General features: G+C 45.9%; 22 protein-coding genes and 2 riboswitches. Of the genes, 10 read left to right on the top strand and 12 right to left on the bottom strand.

Annotation, left to right across the window (positions count from 1 at the left end; all coding sequences use genetic code 11):
- Positions 1-74: 74 nt before the first annotated feature.
- A riboswitch (SAM riboswitch) is annotated at positions 75-181 on the bottom strand.
- Positions 182-246: 65 nt separating this feature from the next.
- From NSQ12_RS20605 to NSQ12_RS20575, 7 genes are all read right to left on the bottom strand, one after another.
- Positions 247-735, bottom strand: coding sequence for an LURP-one-related/scramblase family protein (locus NSQ12_RS20605; RefSeq protein WP_003227238.1), 489 nt, complete (start codon positions 733-735; stop codon positions 247-249).
- A gap of 128 nt (positions 736-863) precedes the next feature.
- Positions 864-1,127 carry a hypothetical protein gene (locus NSQ12_RS20600; protein WP_010886640.1) on the bottom strand — a complete coding sequence of 88 codons (264 nt, stop codon included), beginning with the start codon at positions 1,125-1,127 and terminating at the stop codon, positions 864-866.
- 289 nt (positions 1,128-1,416) lie between these two features.
- Complete coding sequence (locus NSQ12_RS20595; RefSeq protein WP_003227241.1) at positions 1,417-1,545, bottom strand: hypothetical protein; 129 nt, start codon at positions 1,543-1,545, stop codon at positions 1,417-1,419.
- Between the two features lie 105 nt (positions 1,546-1,650).
- On the bottom strand, positions 1,651-2,883 hold the full coding sequence (gene pepT / locus NSQ12_RS20590; protein ID WP_069703597.1) for a peptidase T: 1,233 nt from the start codon (positions 2,881-2,883) through the stop codon (positions 1,651-1,653).
- 49 nt (positions 2,884-2,932) lie between these two features.
- Positions 2,933-3,589: a two-component system response regulator YxJL gene (gene yxjL, locus NSQ12_RS20585; RefSeq protein WP_024571477.1), complete on the bottom strand. Its 657-nt coding sequence runs from the start codon at positions 3,587-3,589 to the stop codon at positions 2,933-2,935.
- Positions 3,576-4,796, bottom strand: a complete 1,221-nt coding sequence (gene yxjM, locus NSQ12_RS20580; protein WP_069703598.1) for a two-component system sensor histidine kinase YxjM — start codon at positions 4,794-4,796, stop codon at positions 3,576-3,578. The genes yxjL and yxjM overlap by 14 nt, the downstream gene beginning before the upstream one ends.
- A gap of 17 nt (positions 4,797-4,813) precedes the next feature.
- Complete coding sequence (locus NSQ12_RS20575) at positions 4,814-5,287, bottom strand: DUF1453 family protein (protein WP_029726184.1); 474 nt, start codon at positions 5,285-5,287, stop codon at positions 4,814-4,816.
- Positions 5,288-5,514: 227 nt separating this feature from the next.
- On the opposite strand from NSQ12_RS20575, the gene galE reads away from it, so the two are divergent.
- On the top strand, positions 5,515-6,534 hold the full coding sequence (gene galE, locus NSQ12_RS20570) for a UDP-glucose 4-epimerase GalE (RefSeq protein ID WP_003227253.1): 1,020 nt from the start codon (positions 5,515-5,517) through the stop codon (positions 6,532-6,534).
- 71 nt (positions 6,535-6,605) lie between these two features.
- Here galE and NSQ12_RS20565 read toward each other — a convergent pair whose 3' ends face one another.
- Positions 6,606-7,145, bottom strand: a complete 540-nt coding sequence (locus NSQ12_RS20565) for a DUF4352 domain-containing protein (RefSeq protein ID WP_339176689.1) — start codon at positions 7,143-7,145, stop codon at positions 6,606-6,608.
- A 390-nt stretch (positions 7,146-7,535) separates the two neighbouring features.
- Positions 7,536-7,638: riboswitch (guanidine-I (ykkC/yxkD leader) on the top strand.
- A 79-nt stretch (positions 7,639-7,717) separates the two neighbouring features.
- Here NSQ12_RS20565 and NSQ12_RS20560 point away from each other — a divergent pair.
- Positions 7,718-8,554: a YitT family protein gene (locus tag NSQ12_RS20560; protein ID WP_003242615.1), complete on the top strand. Its 837-nt coding sequence runs from the start codon at positions 7,718-7,720 to the stop codon at positions 8,552-8,554.
- Positions 8,555-8,595: 41 nt separating this feature from the next.
- Here NSQ12_RS20560 and NSQ12_RS20555 read toward each other — a convergent pair whose 3' ends face one another.
- Positions 8,596-10,053 (bottom strand): aldehyde dehydrogenase family protein, encoded by a 1,458-nt coding sequence (locus tag NSQ12_RS20555; protein WP_339175526.1) that lies wholly within the window; start codon positions 10,051-10,053, stop codon positions 8,596-8,598.
- A 183-nt stretch (positions 10,054-10,236) separates the two neighbouring features.
- On the opposite strand from NSQ12_RS20555, the gene NSQ12_RS20550 reads away from it, so the two are divergent.
- The 3 genes from NSQ12_RS20550 (at position 10,237) to NSQ12_RS20540 (ending at position 13,294) form a co-directional block, all read left to right on the top strand.
- Entirely contained in the window at positions 10,237-11,130 is an 894-nt protein-coding gene (locus NSQ12_RS20550) for a PucR family transcriptional regulator (protein ID WP_317680472.1), read from the top strand.
- 120 nt (positions 11,131-11,250) lie between these two features.
- Positions 11,251-12,348, top strand: coding sequence for a maltodextrin ABC transporter ATP-binding protein MsmX (gene msmX / locus NSQ12_RS20545; protein ID WP_003242648.1), 1,098 nt, complete (start codon positions 11,251-11,253; stop codon positions 12,346-12,348).
- 106 nt (positions 12,349-12,454) lie between these two features.
- Positions 12,455-13,294, top strand: coding sequence for a polysaccharide deacetylase family protein (locus NSQ12_RS20540; protein ID WP_041334479.1), 840 nt, complete (start codon positions 12,455-12,457; stop codon positions 13,292-13,294).
- 13 nt (positions 13,295-13,307) lie between these two features.
- Here the strand turns inward: NSQ12_RS20540 and NSQ12_RS20535 are convergent, their stop codons facing one another.
- The 3 genes from NSQ12_RS20535 to cimH form a co-directional block, all read right to left on the bottom strand.
- Complete coding sequence (locus tag NSQ12_RS20535; RefSeq protein ID WP_069703600.1) at positions 13,308-13,505, bottom strand: hypothetical protein; 198 nt, start codon at positions 13,503-13,505, stop codon at positions 13,308-13,310.
- Between the two features lie 57 nt (positions 13,506-13,562).
- Positions 13,563-15,251 carry a M56 family metallopeptidase gene (locus tag NSQ12_RS20530; protein ID WP_198878391.1) on the bottom strand — a complete coding sequence of 563 codons (1,689 nt, stop codon included), beginning with the start codon at positions 15,249-15,251 and terminating at the stop codon, positions 13,563-13,565.
- Between the two features lie 121 nt (positions 15,252-15,372).
- On the bottom strand, positions 15,373-16,725 hold the full coding sequence (cimH, locus tag NSQ12_RS20525; protein WP_003227271.1) for a citrate/malate transporter CimH: 1,353 nt from the start codon (positions 16,723-16,725) through the stop codon (positions 15,373-15,375).
- A gap of 554 nt (positions 16,726-17,279) precedes the next feature.
- Here cimH and cydA point away from each other — a divergent pair.
- The 5 genes from cydA to NSQ12_RS20500 all read left to right on the top strand — a co-directional run bounded on the left by cydA (position 17,280) and on the right by NSQ12_RS20500 (position 24,029).
- Complete coding sequence (gene cydA, locus NSQ12_RS20520; RefSeq protein WP_003243795.1) at positions 17,280-18,686, top strand: cytochrome ubiquinol oxidase subunit I; 1,407 nt, start codon at positions 17,280-17,282, stop codon at positions 18,684-18,686.
- Positions 18,670-19,686, top strand: a complete 1,017-nt coding sequence (cydB, locus tag NSQ12_RS20515) for a cytochrome d ubiquinol oxidase subunit II (protein ID WP_003244559.1) — start codon at positions 18,670-18,672, stop codon at positions 19,684-19,686. The genes cydA and cydB overlap by 17 nt, the downstream gene beginning before the upstream one ends.
- Positions 19,686-21,389, top strand: coding sequence for a thiol reductant ABC exporter subunit CydD (gene cydD, locus NSQ12_RS20510; RefSeq protein ID WP_198878392.1), 1,704 nt, complete (start codon positions 19,686-19,688; stop codon positions 21,387-21,389). The genes cydB and cydD overlap by 1 nt, the downstream gene beginning before the upstream one ends.
- Entirely contained in the window at positions 21,386-23,113 is a 1,728-nt protein-coding gene (cydC, locus tag NSQ12_RS20505) for a thiol reductant ABC exporter subunit CydC (RefSeq protein WP_038428019.1), read from the top strand. The genes cydD and cydC overlap by 4 nt, the downstream gene beginning before the upstream one ends.
- 85 nt (positions 23,114-23,198) lie before the next feature.
- Positions 23,199-24,029 (top strand): NAD(P)H-hydrate dehydratase, encoded by an 831-nt coding sequence (locus tag NSQ12_RS20500; RefSeq protein ID WP_038428017.1) that lies wholly within the window; start codon positions 23,199-23,201, stop codon positions 24,027-24,029.
- The last annotated feature ends 5 nt before the right edge of the window (positions 24,030-24,034 follow it).

The following is a 24,034-nucleotide window of genomic DNA, read 5'->3' as shown; positions in this document are numbered from 1 at the left end:
CCTCTTTTCTGAAATATTGAGCATGTAAAAAGCTCTTCCTTTGTGTAAGGAAGAGCTTGAACGATCAAATCTCCGCCTCATCTGCAAGAACACAATGTTCTTAAGGATTTAGCACCATTCTGTTTGAAACAGCGGTTGCCGGGTATCATAGGGCCAGTCCCTCCACCTCTCTTGATAAGGTATAACTTCATATTCAGATTTCAATTATCTTAATATTATTACTTTTGGATCAATTGTCAATGCTTTTTAGAAAATACCTTCATCTTCATCGTTATATAAAACCATATCAAGCACGATAGCGATGGCAGTGCAAATCAGAACATCTTCCTCGTTTGCAATCTGCAAGTGATAGGAATCACCCCAACTGAGCCACTTTTTGCTCACTGACATCCGGACATTTTCCCCGTCCGTCAGCTGGAATTCATCCCTCCATAAATCACCATCGATTTCCCAGTTAAGCCCGGAAATCACAAATTTCGGTTTGAAAAACGTTACTTTCTTCGTTACCTCACAAACTGTTTTCCCGCCAATTGAAATCTCATAGCGCGGCAATAAAGACATTAGTTTTTGTTCTATGGAAACGAGCGTTTTCCCAGATGAGTCTGTCATTTGTAATGAGTCTCCTAACGAGAAAAAACGCCCCTCCACCTTGAATGTTTCTTGTTCATCCCGGTCATAAATGTGAAATGCATCTTTAAATGAGAACATTTTTTGTTTCATAAATAACTCGATCATTGCTGAAGTCTCCTTTGGGTTTGCCTTGTATGAAATTACGGATATGTGGCGAAAAGGTTTCAGGCTCTAAATCAAAACAATTTTAAAAGGCTGCGTGATTCAGCAGCCTTTTCGTTTGAAATATAGAATTAGGAAAGATGCATCCGGCGTTTTTGGCGGATGGCGTCAAGGTCGATTAGGTTGTTGTGATGAGGTGCGGCTGCTGGCAGAGGGCTTGTCTTTTGCGGTTTGCGGCGATTGTCCTTGCTGAAAGAAAAAAGAAGATAGCCGCATAATGCGATGATAATAAATAGGATCATATTACATACCTCCCAAAAAAAGTTTTGGTACTCTCTATTGTACGGATAAAATGCCAAAAAGTATTCAAAAAATTCTAAATCAATAAATAACAAGAAACTGTCCCTCTAAAACAGTATTACCTGATGACCTGAAAATAGTCTTGAATTACGCTGTTTGCTCTTGTTGATGATTGGTTCTATAGTTACTATCGACGATAAAATAAATTACTTTATATAACTTTTAACCTAAGTTTACGTAATTCGAATTGCCTGTTTTTGGGTGCTGTTTTCTTGCTTGTTTGGTTTGTACCCTATTTTGCGGAATTGAACACAAAAAACCCAAATTACGGAGCATTTGGGCGGTACGGGTGAATACGGATTGTATTTAGGGGATTTGAATGTTTTATTTGAAGAAGCGTTTGAACATTTTTCTGATTTTTTGAAATGGGCTGGATTTCTTTTGCATGTTAAGCGGCCTGGAAATGATCCATTTTTTCAAGAGACTCTTTGCAGCGATTGCATGTTTTGTCATTGTTTTTCCTCCTCATTTGTTAATACTTGTTTTACGGAGGACGCGTTTAAAATGTTTCACTTTCACACAAAAAAGCCAGTCCTTTTTTGGACTGGTTTTTTGGCATTAGGCTTGCGCTTCAAACTGCTTTGCAATCTCAACGATAACATTTACGGCTTTGACCATGTTGTCAACTGAGATGTATTCAAATTTGCCGTGGAAATTTTCCCCGCCTGTAAAGATGTTTGGCGTCGGAAGCCCCATATAGGACAGCTGCGATCCGTCGGTGCCGCCGCGGATGGGAGAAATCTTCGGTTCGATGCCGAGGTTTTCCATCGCTTGCTTGGCAATGTTGACGATTTCGATGACAGGTTCAATTTTCTCTCTCATGTTGTAGTATTGGTCGTTCATATCCAGCAGAATCCTGTCTTGTCCGTATTCGTTTTGAAGTTCTTCAACGACACGCTTCATTGTTTCTTTTCTGTTTTGGAAATTCTCTTTGTCAAAGTCTCTAATAATGTAGTGGAGCTTTGTTTCCTCTACGTCTCCTTGAATCGACAGCAGGTGGTAGAAGCCTTCATAGCCTTCCGTATATTCAGGCGCTTCGTCTGCCGGCAGCAGGCTGTTCAGCTTCATCGCGATTTTCGCAGAGTTGATCATTTTCCCTTTTGCCGTGCCGGGATGTACGTTGTTGCCTTTAATCGTAATTTTTGCGGCAGCGGCATTGAAGCTTTCGTATTCAAGCTCGCCGAGCGGCCCGCCGTCAACCGTGTAGGCAAAGGAAGCATTGAACCGTTTCACATCAAATTTGTGCGGCCCTCTTCCGATTTCTTCATCAGGCGTAAAGGCGACTCTGATCGCGCCGTGCTTGATTTCAGGGTGTTTGATGAGGTAATCCATGGCTGTCATGATTTCAGCGATACCGGCCTTATTGTCTGCGCCGAGAAGGGTAGTGCCGTCTGTGGTGATGAGTGTATGGCCCTTATAGCCAGACAGCTCAGGGAATTGATCAGGTGACAGGGTGACCTGCAGCTGTTCGTTAAGAACGATGTCTTTTCCATCATAGCTTTCGATGATTTGCGGATTCACGTTTTTGCCGGTAAAGTCTGTAGCGGTGTCGACGTGAGCGAGAAAGCCGATTGTCGGCACGTCTTTTTCAGTATTGGAGGGAAGAGTTGCCATGACATAGCCGTTTTCATCAATGGCTGCATCCTGCATGCCGATGGACTTCAATTCATCAACGAGCATGTTTCCTAATGTCAATTGGCCGGGTGTGGAAGGACAAGTGTCAACGGATTCATCGGACTGTGTGTCGACTTTTACATATGTAGTAAACCGTTCAATGATTTCTTCTTTCATTTCCAATCATCTCCTTTGTCTTATTTTAGCATGGCGGGATGAGAGATTTCTATTGCACAATACCGTTTCGAATGGCAAAAACGACTGCCTGTGTCCGGTCTTGGGCATTGCATTTTTGCAGGATGCGGTGCACGTGGGTTTTCACAGTGCTTTCACTGACGAAAAGCTTTTCAGCAATATCCTCATTTCTCAATCCGTAGGCCATTTGCTGAAGAACCTCAAGCTCTCTTTTGGTGAACGGCTCTGCCAGTTCTTCGGCATGGGGCTGTTGCTTCGCTCGAAATGTCTCACTGATAATTTTAGCAGCTGTGACTGTACGGAAAATCGCCTCGCCTCTCGCCGCAGCGCGAATCGCATCTATCAACTCCTCAGGAAGTGTATCCTTCAGCAGATAGCCGACTGCGCCCGCACGGATGCCTTCAAATACGTATTCTTCCGTGTCAAAGGTGGTTAAAATGACTATCTTTGTATTTGGAAGTGCGGACATAATGTCTTTCGCCGCTTCGATGCCTGAGCAACGCGGCATCTGGACATCCATGAGGATGACATCGGGTTTTGTTTGTTTTGCGAGTGCTATAATATCGTGACCGTCGCCGGCCTCACCAGAAACCGTCATATCCGTCTGTGCGTTGATGACGTAGCGGAAGCCTTCACGCACAAGCGGCTGATCATCGGCAAGCGCGACGCGTATTTTATCTTTGTTCATCTTTTTGCTCCTTATTCGTTGTCATGAGCGGCAATGACAGCTCAATTTTCAGGCCGCTCGGCTGTATGGCACTGAAAGTAAGGGAACCGCCTGCTTTTTCTGCGCGCTCTTTCATTCCTGTTAGGCCAAATCCATAAGTAAGGCTGCCGGTGAATTGTCCGTCGTCGGTGATTGTGACATAGAGATGGGACTTGTCGTTAGAAATGACGGCCGCCGCATGGGAAGCGTCAGCGTGACGAATAATATTGGTCAGCGCTTCCTGCAAGATGCGGTAGATCGTTTCGCTCACGTTTGGAGGCCAAGACTCTTCTGACAGTCCGGCAGTATCTAAAGAAACGTACAAGCCGCTCCGTTCCTCCACTTGATGAATGAGCCCCCGCAAAGCGGTAAGCCCCACCATCGATTCACTACGGCCCATTTGGTGAACGACAGACCGTACTTCTTGAAGACATTCCCTGGCGACACTCAGTACATTTTGAATGACTTTTTCTGAATCTTCCTTGCTGCTTTTAAGGATATAGGGAAGAGATTGAAGCTGAACAATCACAGAAGTCAGCTCGTGACCGATGCTGTCATGAATGTCGCGGGCGATTCTTGTACGTTCCTCAAGGACCGCGTACCTTAATGAAAGAACAGAAGCCTCCTGCAGCTCTGCATGCGCTTTCTGGAGTTCTTTATGAGCATGCTCCAGCTGCACATGCATTTTCGCCAATTCAGCATGATTTCGTTCAGCCTCCCTTCTCGCTTCTCGTCTGAAACGCATGGAGGAGAAGAAGACGTAGAGTCCGATCATGATCGAGATGTTGCTGATGATGGTATTCAAGCTTCCTCCATGTGAGGATAGGAGTAATATGTTGCCTCCAATTAAACATGCTGTGAAGATCAAGGATAGCCGTGAAGGGAGTCTAAAGGCGGCATATATCATTAAAAATACAATCAAAAAATAGGCGGCACCCTGCTCTTGGCCGGAAACAGCCCAAAAGAAATCGGTCAGGAGCCAGAGTCCGATGAATATGCACAAACTAACAGCAGTGGATGCCACATAGGGAATGATCCAAATGAATGCTAAGTATACCGCAAATACAAATGCTAACAAAATGGGATCAGCTTTGGCTGGGTGAGATAAAAATTGTATGCAATTCAAAATGAGAATAAGGCTCGGCACAAGCTTCTTGTAGTAGTGCCGAGCCGGAGTTTGTCCGTTCATGCTGATCCTTCTTTCGGTTATTGAATGGATACTTTGCCGTCGGTCAGCCGTCGGTATGCTTTGTAAAGCATGATGTTGCGTGCTGTGATGGTGCCGAGGGGAATGAAGAACATAGAATGAATAATGGCAATAAACATCTCGTTGCTCTCAGGCAGCCATGTTCTCGCGGCCATGCGCAAAGAAAGTATCACTAGAATGAGAATAACACTTCCAAGGGAGCCGCGTGAAGTGACCTTTCCGGTTTCCGGGTGAATCCGCACGTTTACCATCTTTCCAATGCCAAACCCGCAGGCCAGCCCGATTAATAATAAAATGCCGCTGATCGCCACATGTAATACGGAATGAAAATACGCCGGCTGAAACGATGCTGATACGCCCCATAAGAGCAGCAGCGGAATGATCAGCAACTTCCCGGGTCTGACAGCTCTCTCTCGGTACATCGATAAAATAATAAGAATCAATACAATAAAAATATATGGGCTCATCGCCATGTCATCAAATCCTTTCTGCATTAAGCATAGCGAAAAAGGGAAAGAAAAACGTCAACCGGCAGATTGATTTTTCAGCTGCTATACTTGTTCACGCTGCATAAAGGTAAGAAAATGCTGATAATATATGAAAAAACTATTAATAAACGATTAAACTTCTTAAAAATGGATGTGGACCGGTTTTAAACACTATATAATGAAAACAGGTCATTTTTTAGGAGGGTTACATCATGGCAATACTTGTTACTGGCGGTGCCGGGTACATTGGCAGCCACACATGTGTTGAACTATTGAACAGCGGCTACGAGATTGTTGTTCTTGATAATCTGTCTAACAGTTCGGCTGAAGCGCTGAACCGTGTCAAGGAGATTACGGGAAAAGATTTAACGTTCTACGAAGCGGATTTATTGGACCGGGAAGCGGTAGATGCGGTTTTTGCTGAAAATGAAATCGAAGCTGTGATTCATTTTGCTGGGTTAAAAGCAGTCGGTGAATCTGTGGCGATTCCGCTCAAATATTATCATAACAATCTGACAGGAACGTTTATTTTATGCGAGGCCATGGAGAAATTCGGCGTCAAGAAAATCGTATTCAGTTCATCTGCGACAGTGTACGGCGTTCCGGAAACATCGCCGATTACGGAGGACTTTCCATTAGGCGCGACAAATCCTTATGGGCAGACGAAGCTCATGCTTGAACAAATATTGCGTGATTTGCATACAGCCGACAATGAGTGGAGCGTTGCGCTGCTTCGTTACTTTAACCCGTTCGGCGCGCATCCAAGCGGACGGATCGGTGAAGACCCGAACGGAATCCCTAATAACCTTATGCCGTATGTGGCACAGGTAGCAGTCGGGAAGCTCGAGCAATTAAACGTATTCGGAAATGACTATCCGACAAAAGACGGGACAGGCGTACGCGATTATATTCACGTCGTTGATCTCGCAGAAGGCCACGTCAAGGCGCTGGAAAAAGTATTGAACTCTACAGGAGCCGATGCATACAACCTTGGAACAGGCACAGGCTACAGCGTGCTTGAAATGGTCAAAGCCTTTGAAAAAGTGTCAGGGAAAGAGGTTCCGTACCGTTTTGCGGACCGCCGTCCGGGAGACATCGCCACATGCTTTGCAGATCCTGCGAAAGCCAAGCGGGAACTGGGCTGGGAAGCGAAACGCGGCCTTGAGGAAATGTGTGCTGATTCCTGGAGATGGCAGTCTTCTAATGTGAATGGGTATAAGAGTGCGGAATAAGAATGGAGGCCTTCTCAATAGAGAAGGCCTTTAAAGAACAAGGGTGCCTGAACAGGCACCCTTGTTAGCTGTTATTTGATTTTCACAATAACATCATTACTGAATTTTAGTTTCCAAGTGCCTTTTGCATAAGCTTCCTTGTCAACTTCAAATGCTTTTACACCTGTTACTTTAATATTAGGATTTAGATCACTCAAAATTTTAGAGTTATCAACTTTTGTCTCAGTTGCATAGTTTACAGAAGCATCAATATCAGAATCATAAGAAGTACCATCAGCATCAACTAATTTAACAGTTGGAATTGAAAAAGAACTTATTGGCTTTTTAGATACGTTTTTAATTGTATATTGAACAGCTACAATTGTACCACCATCAGATGCTTTCTTTTCAACATATTGAGTACCGACAGTATCTCTGTCCTCTACCTTCGTAACTGTCACTTCAGTTTTTTCAGTTTTTACAGTATCACCGATATTGTATGTTTTTTCAGTTTCTGCTTTGCTTCCGCTTGATGTTTTGGAAGTGGCTTCTGAACCGCCTCCGCCAATCATATTACCGATAATAATGATGACAACAACTGCGAGAATAAACGTAATGATTTTATGTCGCATAAAAAAGTTACGTTGATCCTTACCGCAGTTAGGACATTTTTTTACACCCTTTGCAATTTCTTGACCGCAAGCTTTACAGGGTACTAGTTTTCCTGCCATGATATTTCCTCCTATGTAATAAAATGTACGAAACATATGTACTATAATGCCTATATTATTTCACTTAGTCAATATAAAATTATGAATTTCTTATAATTATTATCATTTATAGTTACATTCACTTGTAAAATATATGCTTTTTTTCTTATCGGTTATATCTGTTCTTTTTTTAATAGATAAAATCGTATTTTCTTCCAGCTTATCTGATGAAAACTCCGCAAATACCCCTTGAACCAATTCGAACCGTCCCTTATAATGCTAATATTGGAAAGTGAAAAGGATATGATAAAAACAGTGGTTTTCTAGGGTTCCGCAATGCAAATTGGACTGTGACCGAGAGAAAACACATAGCAGTTTGGCTGTTATGACACGGTGGGATAAAAGCCCAGGAGTTTCTGCTCTTTTTCGAGAGCGTTCTCCTGGGTTTTTTTATTTGCTAGTAGAACAGAACAATGAGAAGGAGTGTTTTCGTGATGAAAAAGAGAATGCTGGATGTACTTATGCTTGTGATTGGCGCTTTTTTCTTCGCGCTTGCGGTTAATTTATTTGCGATTCCCAATGATCTTGGGGAAGGCGGAGTCACTGGGATTACGCTGATATTGTATTATCTGTTTCAATGGTCTCCTGGTGTCACGAACTTTATCTTAAATGCGTTTTTGCTTTTAATCGGCTACAAGTTTCTGGATGGAAAAACAACGGTTTATACGATCATTGCGGTTGCGGCAAATTCGCTTTTTCTTCATCTGACACATGGGTGGAGCATTCCGTCTGATGAATTGATCATTAATACGATTTTCGCAGGTGTATTTGCCGGAGTCGGGATCGGCATGATTATCCGGGTCGGCGGGACGACGGCTGGTTCCGCGATTCTGGCCAGAATTGCTAATAAATATTTAGACTGGAATATCAGCTATGCACTCTTGTTTTTTGATTTAATCGTAGTATTTAGCTCTTATTTTATTATTGGTGCAGAAAAAATGATGTTTACGATCGTGATGCTGTATATCGGTACCAAAGTGATGGACTTCATTATTGAAGGTTTGAATACGAAAAAAGCCATTACGGTCATTTCAGAAAATAAGAGTGAGATTGCAGAGCAGGTGAATACCTTGATGGATCGGGGCGTGACGATTTTATCAGGGAAGGGAAATTATACGGGCCAATCAAAAGAGATTTTGTATATCGTCATTAACAAACAGGAGCTGTCTATGCTGAAAAAAATCATTAGAAGCTGCGACAAAAAAGCGTTTGTGATCGTTCATGACGTACGCGATGTGTTTGGCGAAGGGTTTGTGGATATATCTAAATAAAGAAAAATCCCTCTGTACTTGAAGCAGAGGGATTTTTTCAATTAGAACGGATATTTGCGGTATTGCTTCTGTATCGAAATCCATTTTGTCACGGTAAATTCCTCGACGACCCACGGATTGCCGAAGCGGCCGACACCGCTTGCTTTGTTTCCGCCAAAGGCAATATTCGGCGAATCATTGACGGACTGGTCGTTGACATGGGTCATGCCGCTGTCAATTTGCAGGGCGAACTTTTCACCTTTTTCTAAATCAGAAGTGAAAACCGCAGAGCTGAGGCCGTATTCAGTATCATTTGCCATGTCAATCGCTTCCTGGTCACTGCCAGCTTTAATAATGGTTGCGATTGGGGCAAACAGCTCCGTTTGGGCAATTTTACTGTTGTTGTCCGCACCGACAAAGACGTACGGCGTGAGCACGTTTCCAACACGTTTTCCTTCAACCGCAAGCTCAATGCCGTCTGCCTTTGCCTGCTCAATGATCTCCAGTGCTTTCTCGATTTGGCGCTCGTTGATCAGCGGGCCGACAACGGTTTTCGGATCGGTTTGATCGCCGTACGGAAGCTGTTTGACACGGGTGGTGAACTTTTCTACAAACTCATCGTATACATCTTGATGAACGATGATCCTGTTGATAATCATACAGATTTGTCCTTGGTGAATAAATTTTCCGAAAATCGCGGCATCCACAGCACGATCGACATCCGCATCTGAAAGAACGGCAAATGGATTGTTGCCGCCGAGCTCAAGTGCCATTCGTTTGAAGGCACGCCCGGCGATTTCACCGATGTGGCGCCCGACTGCTGTTGATCCCGTAAAGCTGATTAATCTCGGGATTGGATTGGTGAGCATGCCGTCCCCGATTTCCTTTACATCCGTCAGCATGACGTTAAGGACACCGGCAGGAAGACCGGCGTGTTCAAACGCTTTCGCAATGATGGTCCCGCCGGAAATAGCAGTTTGGATATCAGGCTTGTGAACAACACTGTTACCCAGCGCAATTGCGGGCGCAATGGATCTCATAGATAAATTCATTGGAAAATTAAATGGAGAAATCGATGAAATGACACCTAGCGGAAGGCGGTAAATCTTATTGGTTTTCCCTTCAATGTCGGATGGCACCTCTTTGACGCCGCCTAATTCACCAGTATACGTCATGGCTTCATCTAAAATCGCAATCGTTTGTTCCAGCTCGATCGTTGATTTAATAATCGTTCCGCCAGTTTCGCGGGCGATCATCATGATGATGTCATCACGGTTTTCCTGTAAATAGCCGCGCGCTTTTTGCAGGACGGCTTTTCGGTCTTCCGTTGTGCTCTTGGCCCACTCTTTTTGGGCTTTCTTTGCAATGTCAAACGCATCCTCCAGCTGTTTGCCCGTTGCCAAAGATGCTGTTGTGATCACAGACTGGTCATACGGATTCAAAATGTCCTCCGTACGTCCGCTTTCTCCCTCAGTCCATTTTCCGTTGATAAAACTTTTGTTTAACGTTTCGAAACTCATAAGATGACCCTCCTTTGGTCCTGCATATCCTCTTCTATTTCCGCTGAAGCCAATATGTAAACGAATGAGGTTTCCCCTTCAGTTTCTCGTCTATCTATACCGGATATACTCTTTTTTAGTGGAGAACATGTGTGTTTCGCCTTATACTGAATATACAGATCCTTACATAAGAGAGGAGACTCTATGAAATCGCTGCTGGCTATTTATCCCGGTTCGATTGTGTCTGAGGAGCTTTGCATAAGGGAAGGCTGTCTATGTTTTTTTGATGAGAGCAATCAGAGATATATCTCCATTCCGAAAACAGAGATCAGTGAAAAAGAAGTATTGGTGCTGCAGTCATTTTTGACGCCTGCGGATGAGGGCAATCAACTATCTATGAAATCACCTGAGGAAAACAAGTGGTTTTCATTCCTTTTTTCCAGAGGGGAATTGCCGGCGTATATAAAGAAACGGACGAGATTTGTTCACTTTCATTTGTTCGGCAAAATAGAAAGGACGTCCTTTACGGAAGCGGTTCGCCATTTTTGGCCGGTGTCTTTTGTGATTGTGTGGATCCATGAGGACAGAGGCGTGATTGTCGAGCAGGAAAGTGAAGCGGCGGCGGAGAAGGGCGAACTGGAATCGCTCGCAAAGGTTCTTGAAAGTGATTTCTACTTCAGTGTCCGTTTTTACGCCGGAAGATTTTACGAGCCGGATGAGTGTCTGCGAAAACATTATGCTCGTGAACAGGCGTATTTCCTGTTTGCTGAAAAACGGCTGCCTCAGGTGCAGAGTGTGACCTTTGAGATGATCTTTCCTTTTCTATTATTAGAAACAGAAAAAGAAAAACTGGAAACGCTGCTCTCTGAAGAAGCTGAGCTTTTATTTGGAAGTGAAGCTGAGCTAAGGAAGACCATTAAGCTGTTTATTGAAAACAACTCAAACGTCACATTAACAGCGAAAAAGCTGCATCTGCATCGCAACAGCCTGCAATATCGGATTGATAAATTTATTGAGCGGTCAGGGATAGATATCAAATCGTACAAAGGCGCACTTCTTGCCTATTTTATCTGCCTGCAAAATGAAAGTTCAGATTAAATTGGAAATATGCACGAAAAATGGCTGGGTGATTTTATGAACGCTGCCCATTTTAGCGAGAGGGAATTGCTGTTACACTTAATATAAGAAAGCGTTTACAATGACAAAGGGGGATGTTAGATGGCTGAATTGCGGATGGAGCATATTTATAAATTTTATGATCAAAAGGAACCGGCGGTTGATGACTTTAACCTTCATATTGCCGATAAGGAATTTATCGTATTCGTCGGCCCGTCCGGCTGCGGGAAATCAACGACGCTGCGAATGGTCGCAGGACTTGAAGAAATTTCGAAAGGCGATTTTTATATTGAAGGAAAACGGGTCAATGATGTAGCGCCAAAGGACAGGGATATCGCGATGGTATTTCAGAACTACGCGCTCTATCCGCATATGACGGTCTACGATAATATCGCGTTCGGGCTCAAGCTTCGGAAAATGCCGAAGCCTGAAATCAAAAAAAGAGTAGAAGAAGCCGCTAAAATTCTCGGGCTGGAGGAATATTTGCACCGTAAACCGAAAGCGCTGTCAGGCGGACAGAGACAGCGGGTTGCGCTGGGCCGGGCAATCGTGCGGGATGCAAAGGTGTTCCTGATGGATGAGCCTTTGTCAAACCTGGACGCGAAACTGAGGGTGCAAATGCGGGCGGAAATCATTAAGCTCCACCAGAGACTGCAGACTACTACGATTTATGTGACGCATGACCAGACAGAAGCGCTGACGATGGCGACACGGATCGTAGTCATGAAAGATGGGAAAATTCAGCAAATCGGGACGCCGAAGGATGTATACGAGTTCCCTGAAAACGTCTTTGTCGGCGGGTTTATCGGATCACCGGCGATGAACTTTTTCAAAGGGAAGCTCACGGATGGCTTAATCAAAATCGGTTCTGCGGCATTAACCGTCCCGGAAGGAAAAATGAAAGTGCTGCGTGAAAAAGGCTATATCGGCAAAGAGGTCATCTTCGGCATCCGTCCTGAGGATATACATGATGAATTGATTGTCGTCGAATCATATAAGAACTCTTCGATTAAGGCGAAAATCAATGTTGCAGAGCTGCTCGGTTCTGAAATCATGATTTATTCGCAGATCGACAACCAAGACTTTATTGCGCGGATCGACGCCCGCCTCGATATTCAATCGGGCGATGAACTGACGGTTGCATTTGATATGAATAAAGGCCATTTCTTTGACAGTGAGACAGAAGTGAGAATTCGATAAGATCAAAAAAACCGGACATGGAGACATGTCCGGTTTTTTGCTATTGAAAATCTCAAAATCAAACCGATGAAAAAGGAGGAAGAAATAGACAGAAAGCAGGAGAATGATGAAACGATTGTTTTTAAGCATCTTTCTTTTGGGCAGCTGTTTGGCTCTTGCGGCTTGCGCTGATCAAGAGGCGAATGCAGAGCAGCCGATGCCAAAAGCGGAACAAAAGAAACCGGAAAAAAAGGCAGTACAAGTTCAGAAAAAAGAAGATGATACATCCGCATGGATCAAAACAGAGAAACCGGCAAAGCTGCCGATTTTGATGTACCACAGCATTTCTTCAGGAAACAGCCTCCGTGTGCCAAAGAAAGAATTCGAGGCGCATATGAAGTGGCTTCATGATAACGGCTATCAGACATTAACGCCGAAAGAGGCATATCTCATGCTGACGCAGGATAAAAAACCGAGTGAGAAGTGCGTGCTGATCACATTTGATGACGGGTACACCGACAATTATCAAGATGCGTATCCGGTGCTGAAAAAGTACGGGATGAAGGCAACGATTTTTATGATCGGCAAATCGATCGGACATAAGCACCATCTGACAGAGGAACAAATGAAGGAAATGGCACAGCACGGGATATCGATTGAAAGCCATACGATTGACCACGTTGAGCTGAACGGATTAACGCCTCAACGGCAGCAAAGTGAGATGGCGGATTCGAAAAAGCTGTTTGACCACATGTTTCATCAGCAAACCACCATCATCAGCTATCCGGTAGGGCGCTACAATGAGGAGACGCTGAAGGCCGCTGAAAAAACAGGCTATCAAATGGGCGTGACAACAGAACCGGGCGCGGCTTCGAGAGACCAGGGTATGTATGCCCTCCATCGAGTGCGCGTGTCCCCAGGCATGTCAGGCTCGGCTTTTGGTGCGTACATCGAATCAATGAAATAAAAAAAGGCGGCGTTTAATCGCCGCCCCCTCCGCCGCCACAGCCGGAATCGCTGAAACCTCCGTCACTGCTGCATCCATCATGGTGTGAGCTATGATCTGAATAACCGAAATACCCGCTGTCCGCCTGCTGGCGGCTTTTATTTTCCGATGGCTGCGGCTGAATCACTGAAAGAAAAACAATAATAGCTATTATCAATAAGATCACTATCACTTCTGGTCACTCCCTTTTTTTACCATATCTGTTATACGGATGAAACGCTGACCGGTTTCATTTCAAAGTGATCGATTCTTTCAGGCGGTCTCTGAGCCAGCGCTTTAGCACCCCATGTCCTTTGTTTGACAATAAAGTGCCGACACGCCAATACATAGGGGGATGAGGAGCGAACTGAAAATCAATCAATCTGAAAAACCAGCTTTTATCACGGGTGAGAGAATCAATTTGAAGCTCGTCTTCACCTGCTTCAGAGCTGTAGGCACTTTGTTTCTGTATGTCCTCATCCTGCCGAACCGCCAAGATTCTCAAGGCTTCAGCCATTTGTTTGTAACCGCCCTCCAGCAAGGATGCGCCAAGGTTGTCAGCACGTACCTCCATCCATTGTGAACAAAAGGATTGATAGAGCTGGAACAGGATAATGATTGCCATAATGAAAGCCCAAAGCGCAATTTTGTGGGCCTCGGGATGGGTGATATGCTGCTCAAACAAGAGGAAAATCCCAACGACAGCTCCAAGATATAGAAAACGCAAAAGCTGTGATGACAGAACGTCACGTTTTTTGATATGAATTGCCTCATGGGCCAGAATGCCTTCGATGACACGCTGTGGAAGTGTTAGTGTGGCGCTTGTCAGGATGACCATTGACCTCCCGACATTCATGCCTACTGCCATTCCGTTGTAATCATCACTCTCCGTTTCGTATATGCGGACATGGGAAATGCCGGCCGCTCGGAAAATCTTATCGGCCGCTGCCTGTACATGCGGATGATGACAAGGCTTGGCGTCCATCGCCGCCCGCAACACACGGTCTGACATATACATGTTGAATACCCAATATAGGATTACGGCAACAGCCATGACCCATGGAGAGGCGTGTAATGCGTATAACGCGAGCACCAATAAGGCGTAAGCGGATACCCCTTTTACGCTGGCGGCAAAATAAAGCTTCCCGAGCAGCCGCTTCACATTTTTTCTATGATAAAACGGCAAAACAGAAATCACATTGTCCACATTGTTTTCTGCATCTGTGTATTCCTGGAGAATTGTTTTCCATTTTTGCGGTTCCTTCACCGTCAGAAACAGTGTTTCGCCGGGAAGAGACAGTTTAATGACTTGCTGAAAGCTTGTTGTTAAATCTAGACGTGATGAATACATCGTCAGAAGCGGATGGAGCTTTAAGAGATCTGCCGTTGATTCAAGCTGAATATCCTTCAAATCGGAAAGCGGGTATGTACGGGTTTCATAGTGTGAGCTGATATGCAATTTTTCTAAGGCAGCTGAATAAAAAACCTTTACGCTGAAAACATTCAGTATACGCTTCACCAGTGCCCCTCCGCCGGAGATCATGCCGAGAAGGATCACATATTTGAGAGGGCTTGGGTCAGGTCCATAGATGAAAAAAATAACAGCCCCTGCAAACACAATGGCGGTCAGCGTAATGTCTGACAGGAGACGTGTTTTGTTTCTGGCCAGCTCGATTTCCTGCCAGTCTCCCGAAGGTTTTTCCACACGCTCTGAAACAATGAGATCCATTGCGGTCCAATAGCAGTAGAACATTGTCGCGAGTGAGACAATGCCGTCCATGAATGAGAGATGAGAGAAGATGTAAACTGCAGCGCCGACCCATAGAACAATATCAATCCAGAAGTCTATGGCCGGAATGAGTTTTGCAGCTAGGGCTGATATCAAATAAAATCCCAGCCCGAGAAGCATAAAGAGAAATAGATGAGTTCCCATAGGCATGCCAGATTCCTTTCTATCTAGTATTTCCAACTATTACTATAGCATGGGATGGGAACTTGCAAAAATATGGACATGCAAAAAAGCAAGCTCTTTCGTTTGACGAAGAACTTGCTTGCGGGGATCAATAAAACTGGTGCAGCAGCAATAAGGTTAAGGATACTGTGATCGCGCCCCCGATGCGGGTAGATACCTGGGCGAACGGCATCAACTCAAGCCTTTCAGCGGCGCTTAAAATGGCAACGTCACCCGTGCCGCCTTGTCCAGAATGGCACGCATTGATAATGGCGGTTTCAATCGGATACATGTTCAGCCATTTTCCAGTGAAGAAGCCAACGGCCATCATGGTCACAACGACAGACAGAATCGTAATAATATTACTGAGGTTAAAAGCGGCGACAAGCTTGTCCCACGGCGTCATGGATACCCCAATCGCAAAGAGAAGCGGGTAGGTCACAGCTGTTGAAAAAAAGCGGGACACTCCAAACGCGCCATTTTCAATTGAGGCAGGCACCAATCTGAACAGCTTGATTAGAACAGCCAGTAACAGCATGGCAACGGGTGCCGGAAAACCGAAAAAATCGTGAGCGAGCATGCCGACTAAGTATAAAGAAACAGCAAGGATACCGCCTGACGCAAATAAAGAAAGGTTGAACATTTGCTGTCCGCTTTGAGATTCCTCCAGCGCAGGGGACTCTTCTTCGGAGCGGTCCACTTTGCCGTTGCCTGTCCATTCCGGTTTTTTCTTTCCGATGCGGTTCAGCAATCCCGCTAGAATAATCGCGCACAAGCTGCCCAGCATAATCGATGGCAGAACAAGTGCAAACGCTTCCCCTTGAGAAATGGGCATGATGTCAGAATATCCGATGGACAGCGGGATAGCGCCTTCTCCGACTCCTCCAGCCATAATCGGAATGACAATGTACAGCAGGGTATGCTGAAATCCGAGTCCGAGCAATGTCCCGACAGCCAGCCCGACAATAGCGGCTGTGACAGAACCGACAATAAGCGGAATAAAGATTTTCATAAATGCTTTTACGAGTGTTTCTCTTTTCATGCCAAGAATGCTTCCGACGACAATACCGGCGATAAACAAATAAAGAAAGTTTGAGTTTTCTGTAAATTCTGTGGTGGATTTGACGATATCATTAGGCAGCAGGTGATAGTACACGACAGCGGATGGAATAAAAGTAGCTAGGATGGCCGGGCCGCCGATAGAACGCACAATCGGTATCGATTTGCCGATTTGGGCAAAGGTAAACCCGAAAAACGCCATGACGGCAATGGATGTCAAAATGTCACTTTTTACATCGTGATGCATAACAAAAACAGTGATTAATATAAACAGCAAGGCATACACAGGAAGCGGTATGATGCCTACTTTTATATTCATGGCTTTCGCAAACCAATTCTCTTTTCGAACCCCTTCGTGAATTGTATCCGTTTGCAATTGCATGTGTGTTTGAAGCTCTCCCATTGAAAAACCTCCCCTATTCTTGATGCAGTGAAATTGTTCACTATGTTAAGTATACTAAAAAATTGAAATTATTAATATATTAGAAATTTACTATTCAACTTTTCTCCACTTGCCGGTTCAAATGAAAAGAGGCATCCTGCCTAAAATCTGTTTATGACGGAGTGCTGAGAAACGAGTGCTGGTGCGGGGCAAGCATTTTGTTCGCAAGGAACGATGTGTTGATGTACGATAATAAAGGGTCATTTATCCTAGCAGCCGACATAAATAAGCAACAAAATAGACAAAAATCCGTCACATAGGGCGGGACTTTTTAGGTATTTTAGGCTTTATTTTTGAAATGAATCGTTGTAAAGTACTTAATATGAACCAGTCAGAGATTGTGTCATTTGGTCAGTCTGGCAATTTTGCCTCATATTGAACGACTTTTTGACACATTTGTGAAATATTGAACAATATTTTTTTCGTCTATTTTGTGAATTACTGATCAAAGTCTCGGTTCTATTTGTGAAGTAGTGAGCAAATTAACAGTTTTAACCGGAAATGGAGGAGAAAGCATGAGTGAATTGGTATTAGCCCGCATACAATTTGCATCAACAACGTTGTTTCACTTCTTGTTTGTGCCGATGTCTATCGGGCTTGTGTTTATGGTTGCGTTGATGGAGACTCTTTATCTTGTAAAGAAAAATGAGCTGTATCTCAAAATGGCAAAGTTTTGGGGGCACTTATTCTTAATAAATTTCGCAGTCGGTGTTGTAACGGGGATTTTGCAAGAATTCCAGTTTGGACTGAACTGGTCTGATTACTCCCGTTTTGTCGGAGATGTATTTGGCGCTCCCCTTGCGATTGAAGCATTATTGGCGTTTTTCATGGAATCTATTTTTATCGGATTATGGATTTTTGGCTGGGACCGCCTGCCGAAGAAAATTCACGCTCTCTGCATATGGCTCGTATCATTCGGAACGATCATGTCATCTTTCTGGATTTTAACAGCAAACTCCTTTATGCAGGAGCCGGTCGGCTTTACGATCAAAAACGGCCGCGCGGAAATGAATGATTTTGGCGCGTTGATTACAAACCCTCAGCTTTGGGTTGAATTCCCGCACGTTATTTTCGGTGCGCTTGCCACTGGAGCTTTCTTTATTGCCGGAGTGAGTGCTTTTAAACTGCTGAAGAAAAAAGAAGTGCCGTTCTTTAAGCAATCTTTTAAACTGGCAATGATCGTCGGCCTTTGTGCCGGTCTTGGCGTCGGCCTTAGCGGACACATGCAGGCTGAGCACTTGATGGAATCACAGCCGATGAAAATGGCTGCCAGTGAAGGCCTATGGGAAGACAGCGGTGACCCTGCTGCTTGGACCGCTTTTGCGACGATCGATACAAAAAATGAAAAAAGCTCAAATGAAATCAAAGTTCCTTATGCCTTGAGCTACTTGGCTTATCAGAAATTCAGCGGAAGTGTCAAAGGGATGAAAACCCTTCAGGCTGAGTACGAAAAAATATACGGAAAAGGCGACTACATTCCGCCAGTGAAAACGACATTCTGGAGCTTCCGCATCATGGTAGGAGCAGGTGTTGTCATGATTCTTGCTGCGTTAGGCGGCCTTTGGTTAAACCGCCGCAAAAAGCTTGAAAACAGCAAATGGTATTTGCGCATCATGATCGCGTTGATTTCCTTCCCGTTTCTTGCGAACTCCGCGGGCTGGATTATGACAGAAATCGGACGTCAGCCTTGGACGGTTATGGGGTTAATGACAACCGCTCAATCTGTGTCGCCTAACGTAACAGCGGGTTCCCTGTTATTCTCAATCATCGCATTCGGTGTGATGTACATGATTCTGGGCGCACTGCTTGTCTTCTTGTTTATCCGTGAGATTAAAAAAGGTGCGGAGCATGATAATCATCATGATGTGCCTGTATCAACAGATCCATTTAGTCAGGAGGTATACCATGGCATCTCTTCATGATCTTTGGTTTATACTCGTTGCCGTATTGTTTGTAGGTTTCTTCTTTTTGGAAGGCTTTGATTTCGGGGTCGGCATGGCGACCCGTTTTCTTGGCCATAATGAATTAGAACGCAGAGTGCTGATCAACACGATCGGGCCGTTCTGGGACGCGAATGAAGTGTGGCTTTTGACTGGCGCAGGCGCCATTTTCGCGGCATTCCCAAACTGGTATGCAACGATGCTGAGCGGTTATTACATTCCGTTTGTCATAGTGCTGCTTGCGTTAATGGGCCGCGGGGTCGCGTTTGAGTTCCGCGGCAAGGTGGATCATTTAAAATGGGTAAAGGTTTGGGACTGGGTCGTTTTCTTCGGCAGTCTGATTCCTCCGTTTGTGCTTGGTGTGCTGTTCACGACATTATTCCGCGGGATGCCGATTGATGCCGACATGAACATTCACGCACATGTATCTGATTATATCAATGTATATTCTATACTTGGCGGTGTGACGGTAACACTTCTTTGCTTCCAGCATGGATTAATGTTTATCACGCTGCGTACGATTGGTGATTTGCAAAACCGCGCCCGGAAAATGGCGCAAAAGATAATGGGTGTTGTTTTTGTAGCGGTTCTTGCCTTCGCGGCCCTTTCTGCGTATCAGACAGACATGTTTACACGCCGCGGCGAGATTACCATTCCGCTCGCTGTTTTGATTGTCATCTGCTTTATGCTCGCGGCTGTATTTATTCGTAAGAAAAAAGACGGCTGGACATTTGGGATGACAGGCGCTGGTCTGGCGCTGACCGTGGGAATGATCTTTATTTCCCTATTCCCTCGTGTAATGGTCAGCTCGCTTCATAGCGCATACGATTTAACAGTAGCTAACGCTTCTTCCGGAGATTATTCGCTTAAAGTCATGTCAATTGCAGCATTAACGCTATTGCCGTTCGTCATCGGCAGCCAGATCTGGAGCTATTATGTCTTCCGGAAGCGCGTCAGCCATAAGGAGCCTATGACTTATTAATGGGAAAAGACCTGTTTCGATATAAAGGAATGAAGCGGATTCTCACCTTGATTACTTGTTTAACGATGATTCAGACAGCCGCCATTATTATGCAGGCAGAGTGGCTGAGTGAGGCCGTAACCGGACTGTTCAACGGGAAGGGCATTACCTCCCTTTTTCCGATGATCGGCTTTTTCCTCATCGCTTTTATCGCCCGGCACGGGGTGACGGTGGCGCGACAGAAAATCGTCTATCAATACGCCGCCCGGACAGGAGCAGATTTGAGGAAAAGTTTTCTTGATCAGCTGTTCCGATTAGGCCCCCGCTTTGCAAAGAAAGAGGGGACGGGGCAAATGGTGACGCTGGCGATGGAAGGCATCAGCCAGTTCCGCCGCTACCTGGAGCTGTTTCTGCCGAAAATGGTCAGCATGGCGATTGTGCCTGCGGCAGTTGTCATTTATGTGTTTTTTCAGGATCGGACATCAGCCATCATTTTAGTCGCTGCTATGCCGATTCTGATCATCTTTATGATTCTCCTCGGCCTTGTCGCGCAGAGAAAAGCGGATCGTCAGTGGAAATCCTATCAGAGACTTTCCAATCATTTTGTTGATTCTCTTCGCGGGCTGGAGACATTGCGTTTCCTAGGTTTGAGCAAGTCACACAGCAAAAATATTTTCTATGTGAGTGAGCGGTATCGCAAGGCAACGATGAGCACACTCCGGGTGGCGTTTTTGTCATCATTCGCCCTCGATTTTTTCACGATGCTGTCGGTGGCGACAGTCGCAGTATTTCTGGGCCTGCGCCTCATTGACGGCGATATTTTGCTTGGCCCTGCTTTAACGGCGCTTATTCTGGCGCCTGAGTATTTTTTGCCGGTGCGGGAAGTGGGGAATGATTATCATGCAACGCTGAACGGCCAGGAAGCAGGAAAAACCATTCAAGAGATTTTGTCACAGCCTGGTTTTAAAGAAGAGACGCCGCTTCAGCTCGAGGATTGGTCCGATCAGGATGAGCTGAAGCTGTCAGGCGTGTCAGTCGGCCGTTCGGTGTTTGATATTCATCTCTCATTTAAGGGCAAGAAAAAAATCGGCATTATCGGTGCAAGCGGCGCCGGAAAATCAACATTAATTGATATTCTCGGCGGATTTTTGGAGCCGGATGGCGGGATGATTGAGGTTAATGGTACAAGCCGGTCCCATTTGCAGGACGGCAGCTGGCAGAAGAACCTTCTGTACATCCCCCAGCATCCGTACATTTTTGATGATACGTTGGGGAACAACATTCGCTTCTACCATCCAAGCGCTTCGGCAGAGGATACAGCCCGTGCTGCTGCGGCGGCGGGACTGGCGGAGCTGGTGGATAATCTTCCTGAAGGATTAGAGGGGCGGATCGGGGAAGGCGGCCGGGCGCTCAGCGGCGGCCAGGCACAGCGTGTCGCGCTGGCCCGCGCCTTTTTGGGAAACCGTCCGATCCTGCTGCTGGATGAGCCGACCGCTCATCTTGATATCGAAACAGAATATGAAATAAAAGAAACGATGCTGGATTTATTTGAGGATAAGCTCGTCTTTCTCGCGACTCACCGCCTTCACTGGATGCTCGATATGGACGAAATTATCGTGCTGGACAGAGGCAGGGTTGCGGAAATCGGGACTCACAATGAACTGCTGGAGAAAAACGGTGTGTATACCAAACTCGTGAAGGCACAACTGGGGGAAAGAGCATGAAGAAAGAAGAATGGATTTTGCCGTATATCAAGCAAAATGCCCGCCTGTTTGTTCTGGTTATCTTTTTGGGCGCGGTGACGATTTTTTCTGCTGCTTTTCTCATGTTCACCTCAGGGTTTTTGATTTCTAAAGCGGCGACAAGGCCGGAAAACATTCTGCTCATTTATGTGCCGATTGTCGCAGTGCGCACCTTTGGGATTGCGCGCTCTGTATCGCGATATGTGGAACGGCTCGTCGGGCATCACATCATTTTGAAAATCGTATCCGACATGCGCGTCCGCCTTTACAATATGCTTGAGCCGGGTGCTTTGATGCTGCGTTCCCGTTTTCGCACGGGGGATATGCTCGGCATTTTGTCTGAGGATATTGAGCATTTGCAGGATGCATTCTTAAAAACGATTTTTCCTGCGATCTCAGCCTTGCTCCTGTATGCTGTGTCAGTGATAGCGCTCGGCTTCTTCTCTTGGCCGTTTGCCATATTGCTTGCGCTGTATTTGTTTGTTCTTGTTGTATTGTTTCCGGTTGTGTCTTTGCTCGTGACGAGAGCGAAGAATGCGAAGCTGAAAAGCGGACGGAATGTGCTGTACAGCCGTCTGACAGATGCCGTGATGGGTGTCAGCGACTGGATGTTCAGCGGACGCCGGCATGCTTTTATTGATGCTTATGAAAAAGAGGAACGTGATTGGTTTGAGCTTGAACGGAAAAAACAACGTTTTACGAGATGGCGGGACTTTGCTGCGCAATGCTTTGTCGCCGGCCTTATTTTGCTGATGCTGTTTTGGACAGCGGGACAGCAAGCGGACGGCGAGCTCGCTAAAACGATGATTGCCGCTTTTGTGCTAGTGGTATTTCCGTTGACGGAAGCCTTTTTGCCGCTTTCGGATGCCTTAGGCGAAGTGCCGGGCTATCAGGATTCTATCAGACGCATGAACAAGGTGGCTCCTCAGCCGGAGGCGTCACAAACAGAATCAGGGGCTCAAATGCTCGATCTTCAAGATGTCACCCTGGCCTTTCGTGATGTGACGTTTTCTTATGACAACAGCAGCCAAGTGCTGCACAACTTTTCCTTTACGCTGCGCCAAGGAGAAAAAATGGCGCTGCTCGGCCGAAGCGGCTCTGGGAAATCAACATCGCTTGCATTAATCGAAGGCGCCTTGAAACCGGACTCCGGTTCTGTAACGTTAAACGGAGTGGAGACAGCGCTGTTAAAGGATCAGATTGCGGATGCGGTGGCCGTGTTAAATCAAAAACCGCACCTGTTTGATACAAGTATTCTGAACAACATCAGGCTCGGAAACGGAGAAGCAAGCGACGAAGATGTGCGCCGCGCCGCAAAGCAGGTCAAGCTGCATGACTACATTGAGTCATTGCCTGACGGATATCATACCTCTGTACAGGAAACGGGCATCCGTTTTTCCGGTGGAGAGCGCCAGCGGATCGCACTTGCGAGGATTTTGCTGCAGGACACACCGATCATCATCCTCGATGAGCCAACAGTCGGCCTCGATCCTATTACCGAACGTGAATTGATGGAAACGGTGTTTGAGGTGCTGAAAGGAAAAACGATTTTATGGATTACCCACCATCTCGCGGGAGTGGAAGCTGCTGATAAAATCGTATTTCTCGAAAACGGCAAAACAGAAATGGAAGGAACCCATGAGGAGCTTCTGGCGGCAAACGAACGGTACAGCCGCCTGTATCACCTTGATGTTCCTGTAAAATAGAAGACAGCCCTAAAAGGCTGTCTTTTTTGTTTGAAAAAGAAAAGGGACAGGAAAAATAGGAAAAGAAAGCAGAGGAGGGATAGAGATGAATGTTCCATATTGGACGGAAGAGCATGTAAGGGCCACGCTTCCTGAAAGAGGTGCGGAGAGCCATAAAGGCACGTACGGTACGGCTTTGCTTCTGGCTGGAAGTGACGACATGCCGGGGGCAGCGCTGCTTGCAGGGCTTGGGGCCATGCGGAGCGGTTTAGGCAAGCTTGTCATCGGTACATCAGAAAGCGTAATCCCGCTAATTGTTCCTGTTTTGCCCGAGGCGACCTATTGGCGTGACGGCTGGAAAAAGGCGGCGGATGCTCAGCTTGAAGAGACGTACCGGGCCATTGCCATCGGACCGGGCCTTCCGCAAACGGAAAGCGTACAGCAGGCAGTCGATCATGTGCTTGCTGCTGATTGTCCTGTTATTTTGGATGCCGGAGCGCTGGCGAAGCGCACATATCCGAAACGGGAGGCTCCCGTCATCCTCACGCCGCACCCGGGCGAGTTTTCCCGAATGACAGGGGTGCCCGTGAACGAATTGCAGAAAAAAAGAGCGGAATATGCAAAGGAATGGGCGGCTCAGCTGCAGACTGTCATTGTGTTAAAAGGAAACCAAACCGTCATCGCGTTTCCTGATGGAGACTGCTGGCTCAATCCAACCGGAAACGGGGCGCTCGCCAAGGGCGGAACCGGTGACACGCTGACGGGCATGATATTGGGGATGCTCTGCTGCCATGAAGATCCAAAGCACGCCATATTAAACGCGGTCTATTTGCATGGTGCGTGCGCCGAGCTCTGGACGGACGAGCACTCCGCTCATACGTTGCTCGCTCATGAGCTATCTGACATCCTGCCCCGCGTGTGGAAACGATTTGAATGATAAAA

Origin of the sequence: Bacillus sp. PS95, from assembly GCF_037963565.1 — a bacterium.
GTDB lineage: Bacteria > Bacillota > Bacilli > Bacillales > Bacillaceae > Bacillus > Bacillus subtilis.
Note: the sequence above shows the minus strand (reverse complement) of the source record. Positions and strands in the feature narration are given on the sequence as shown.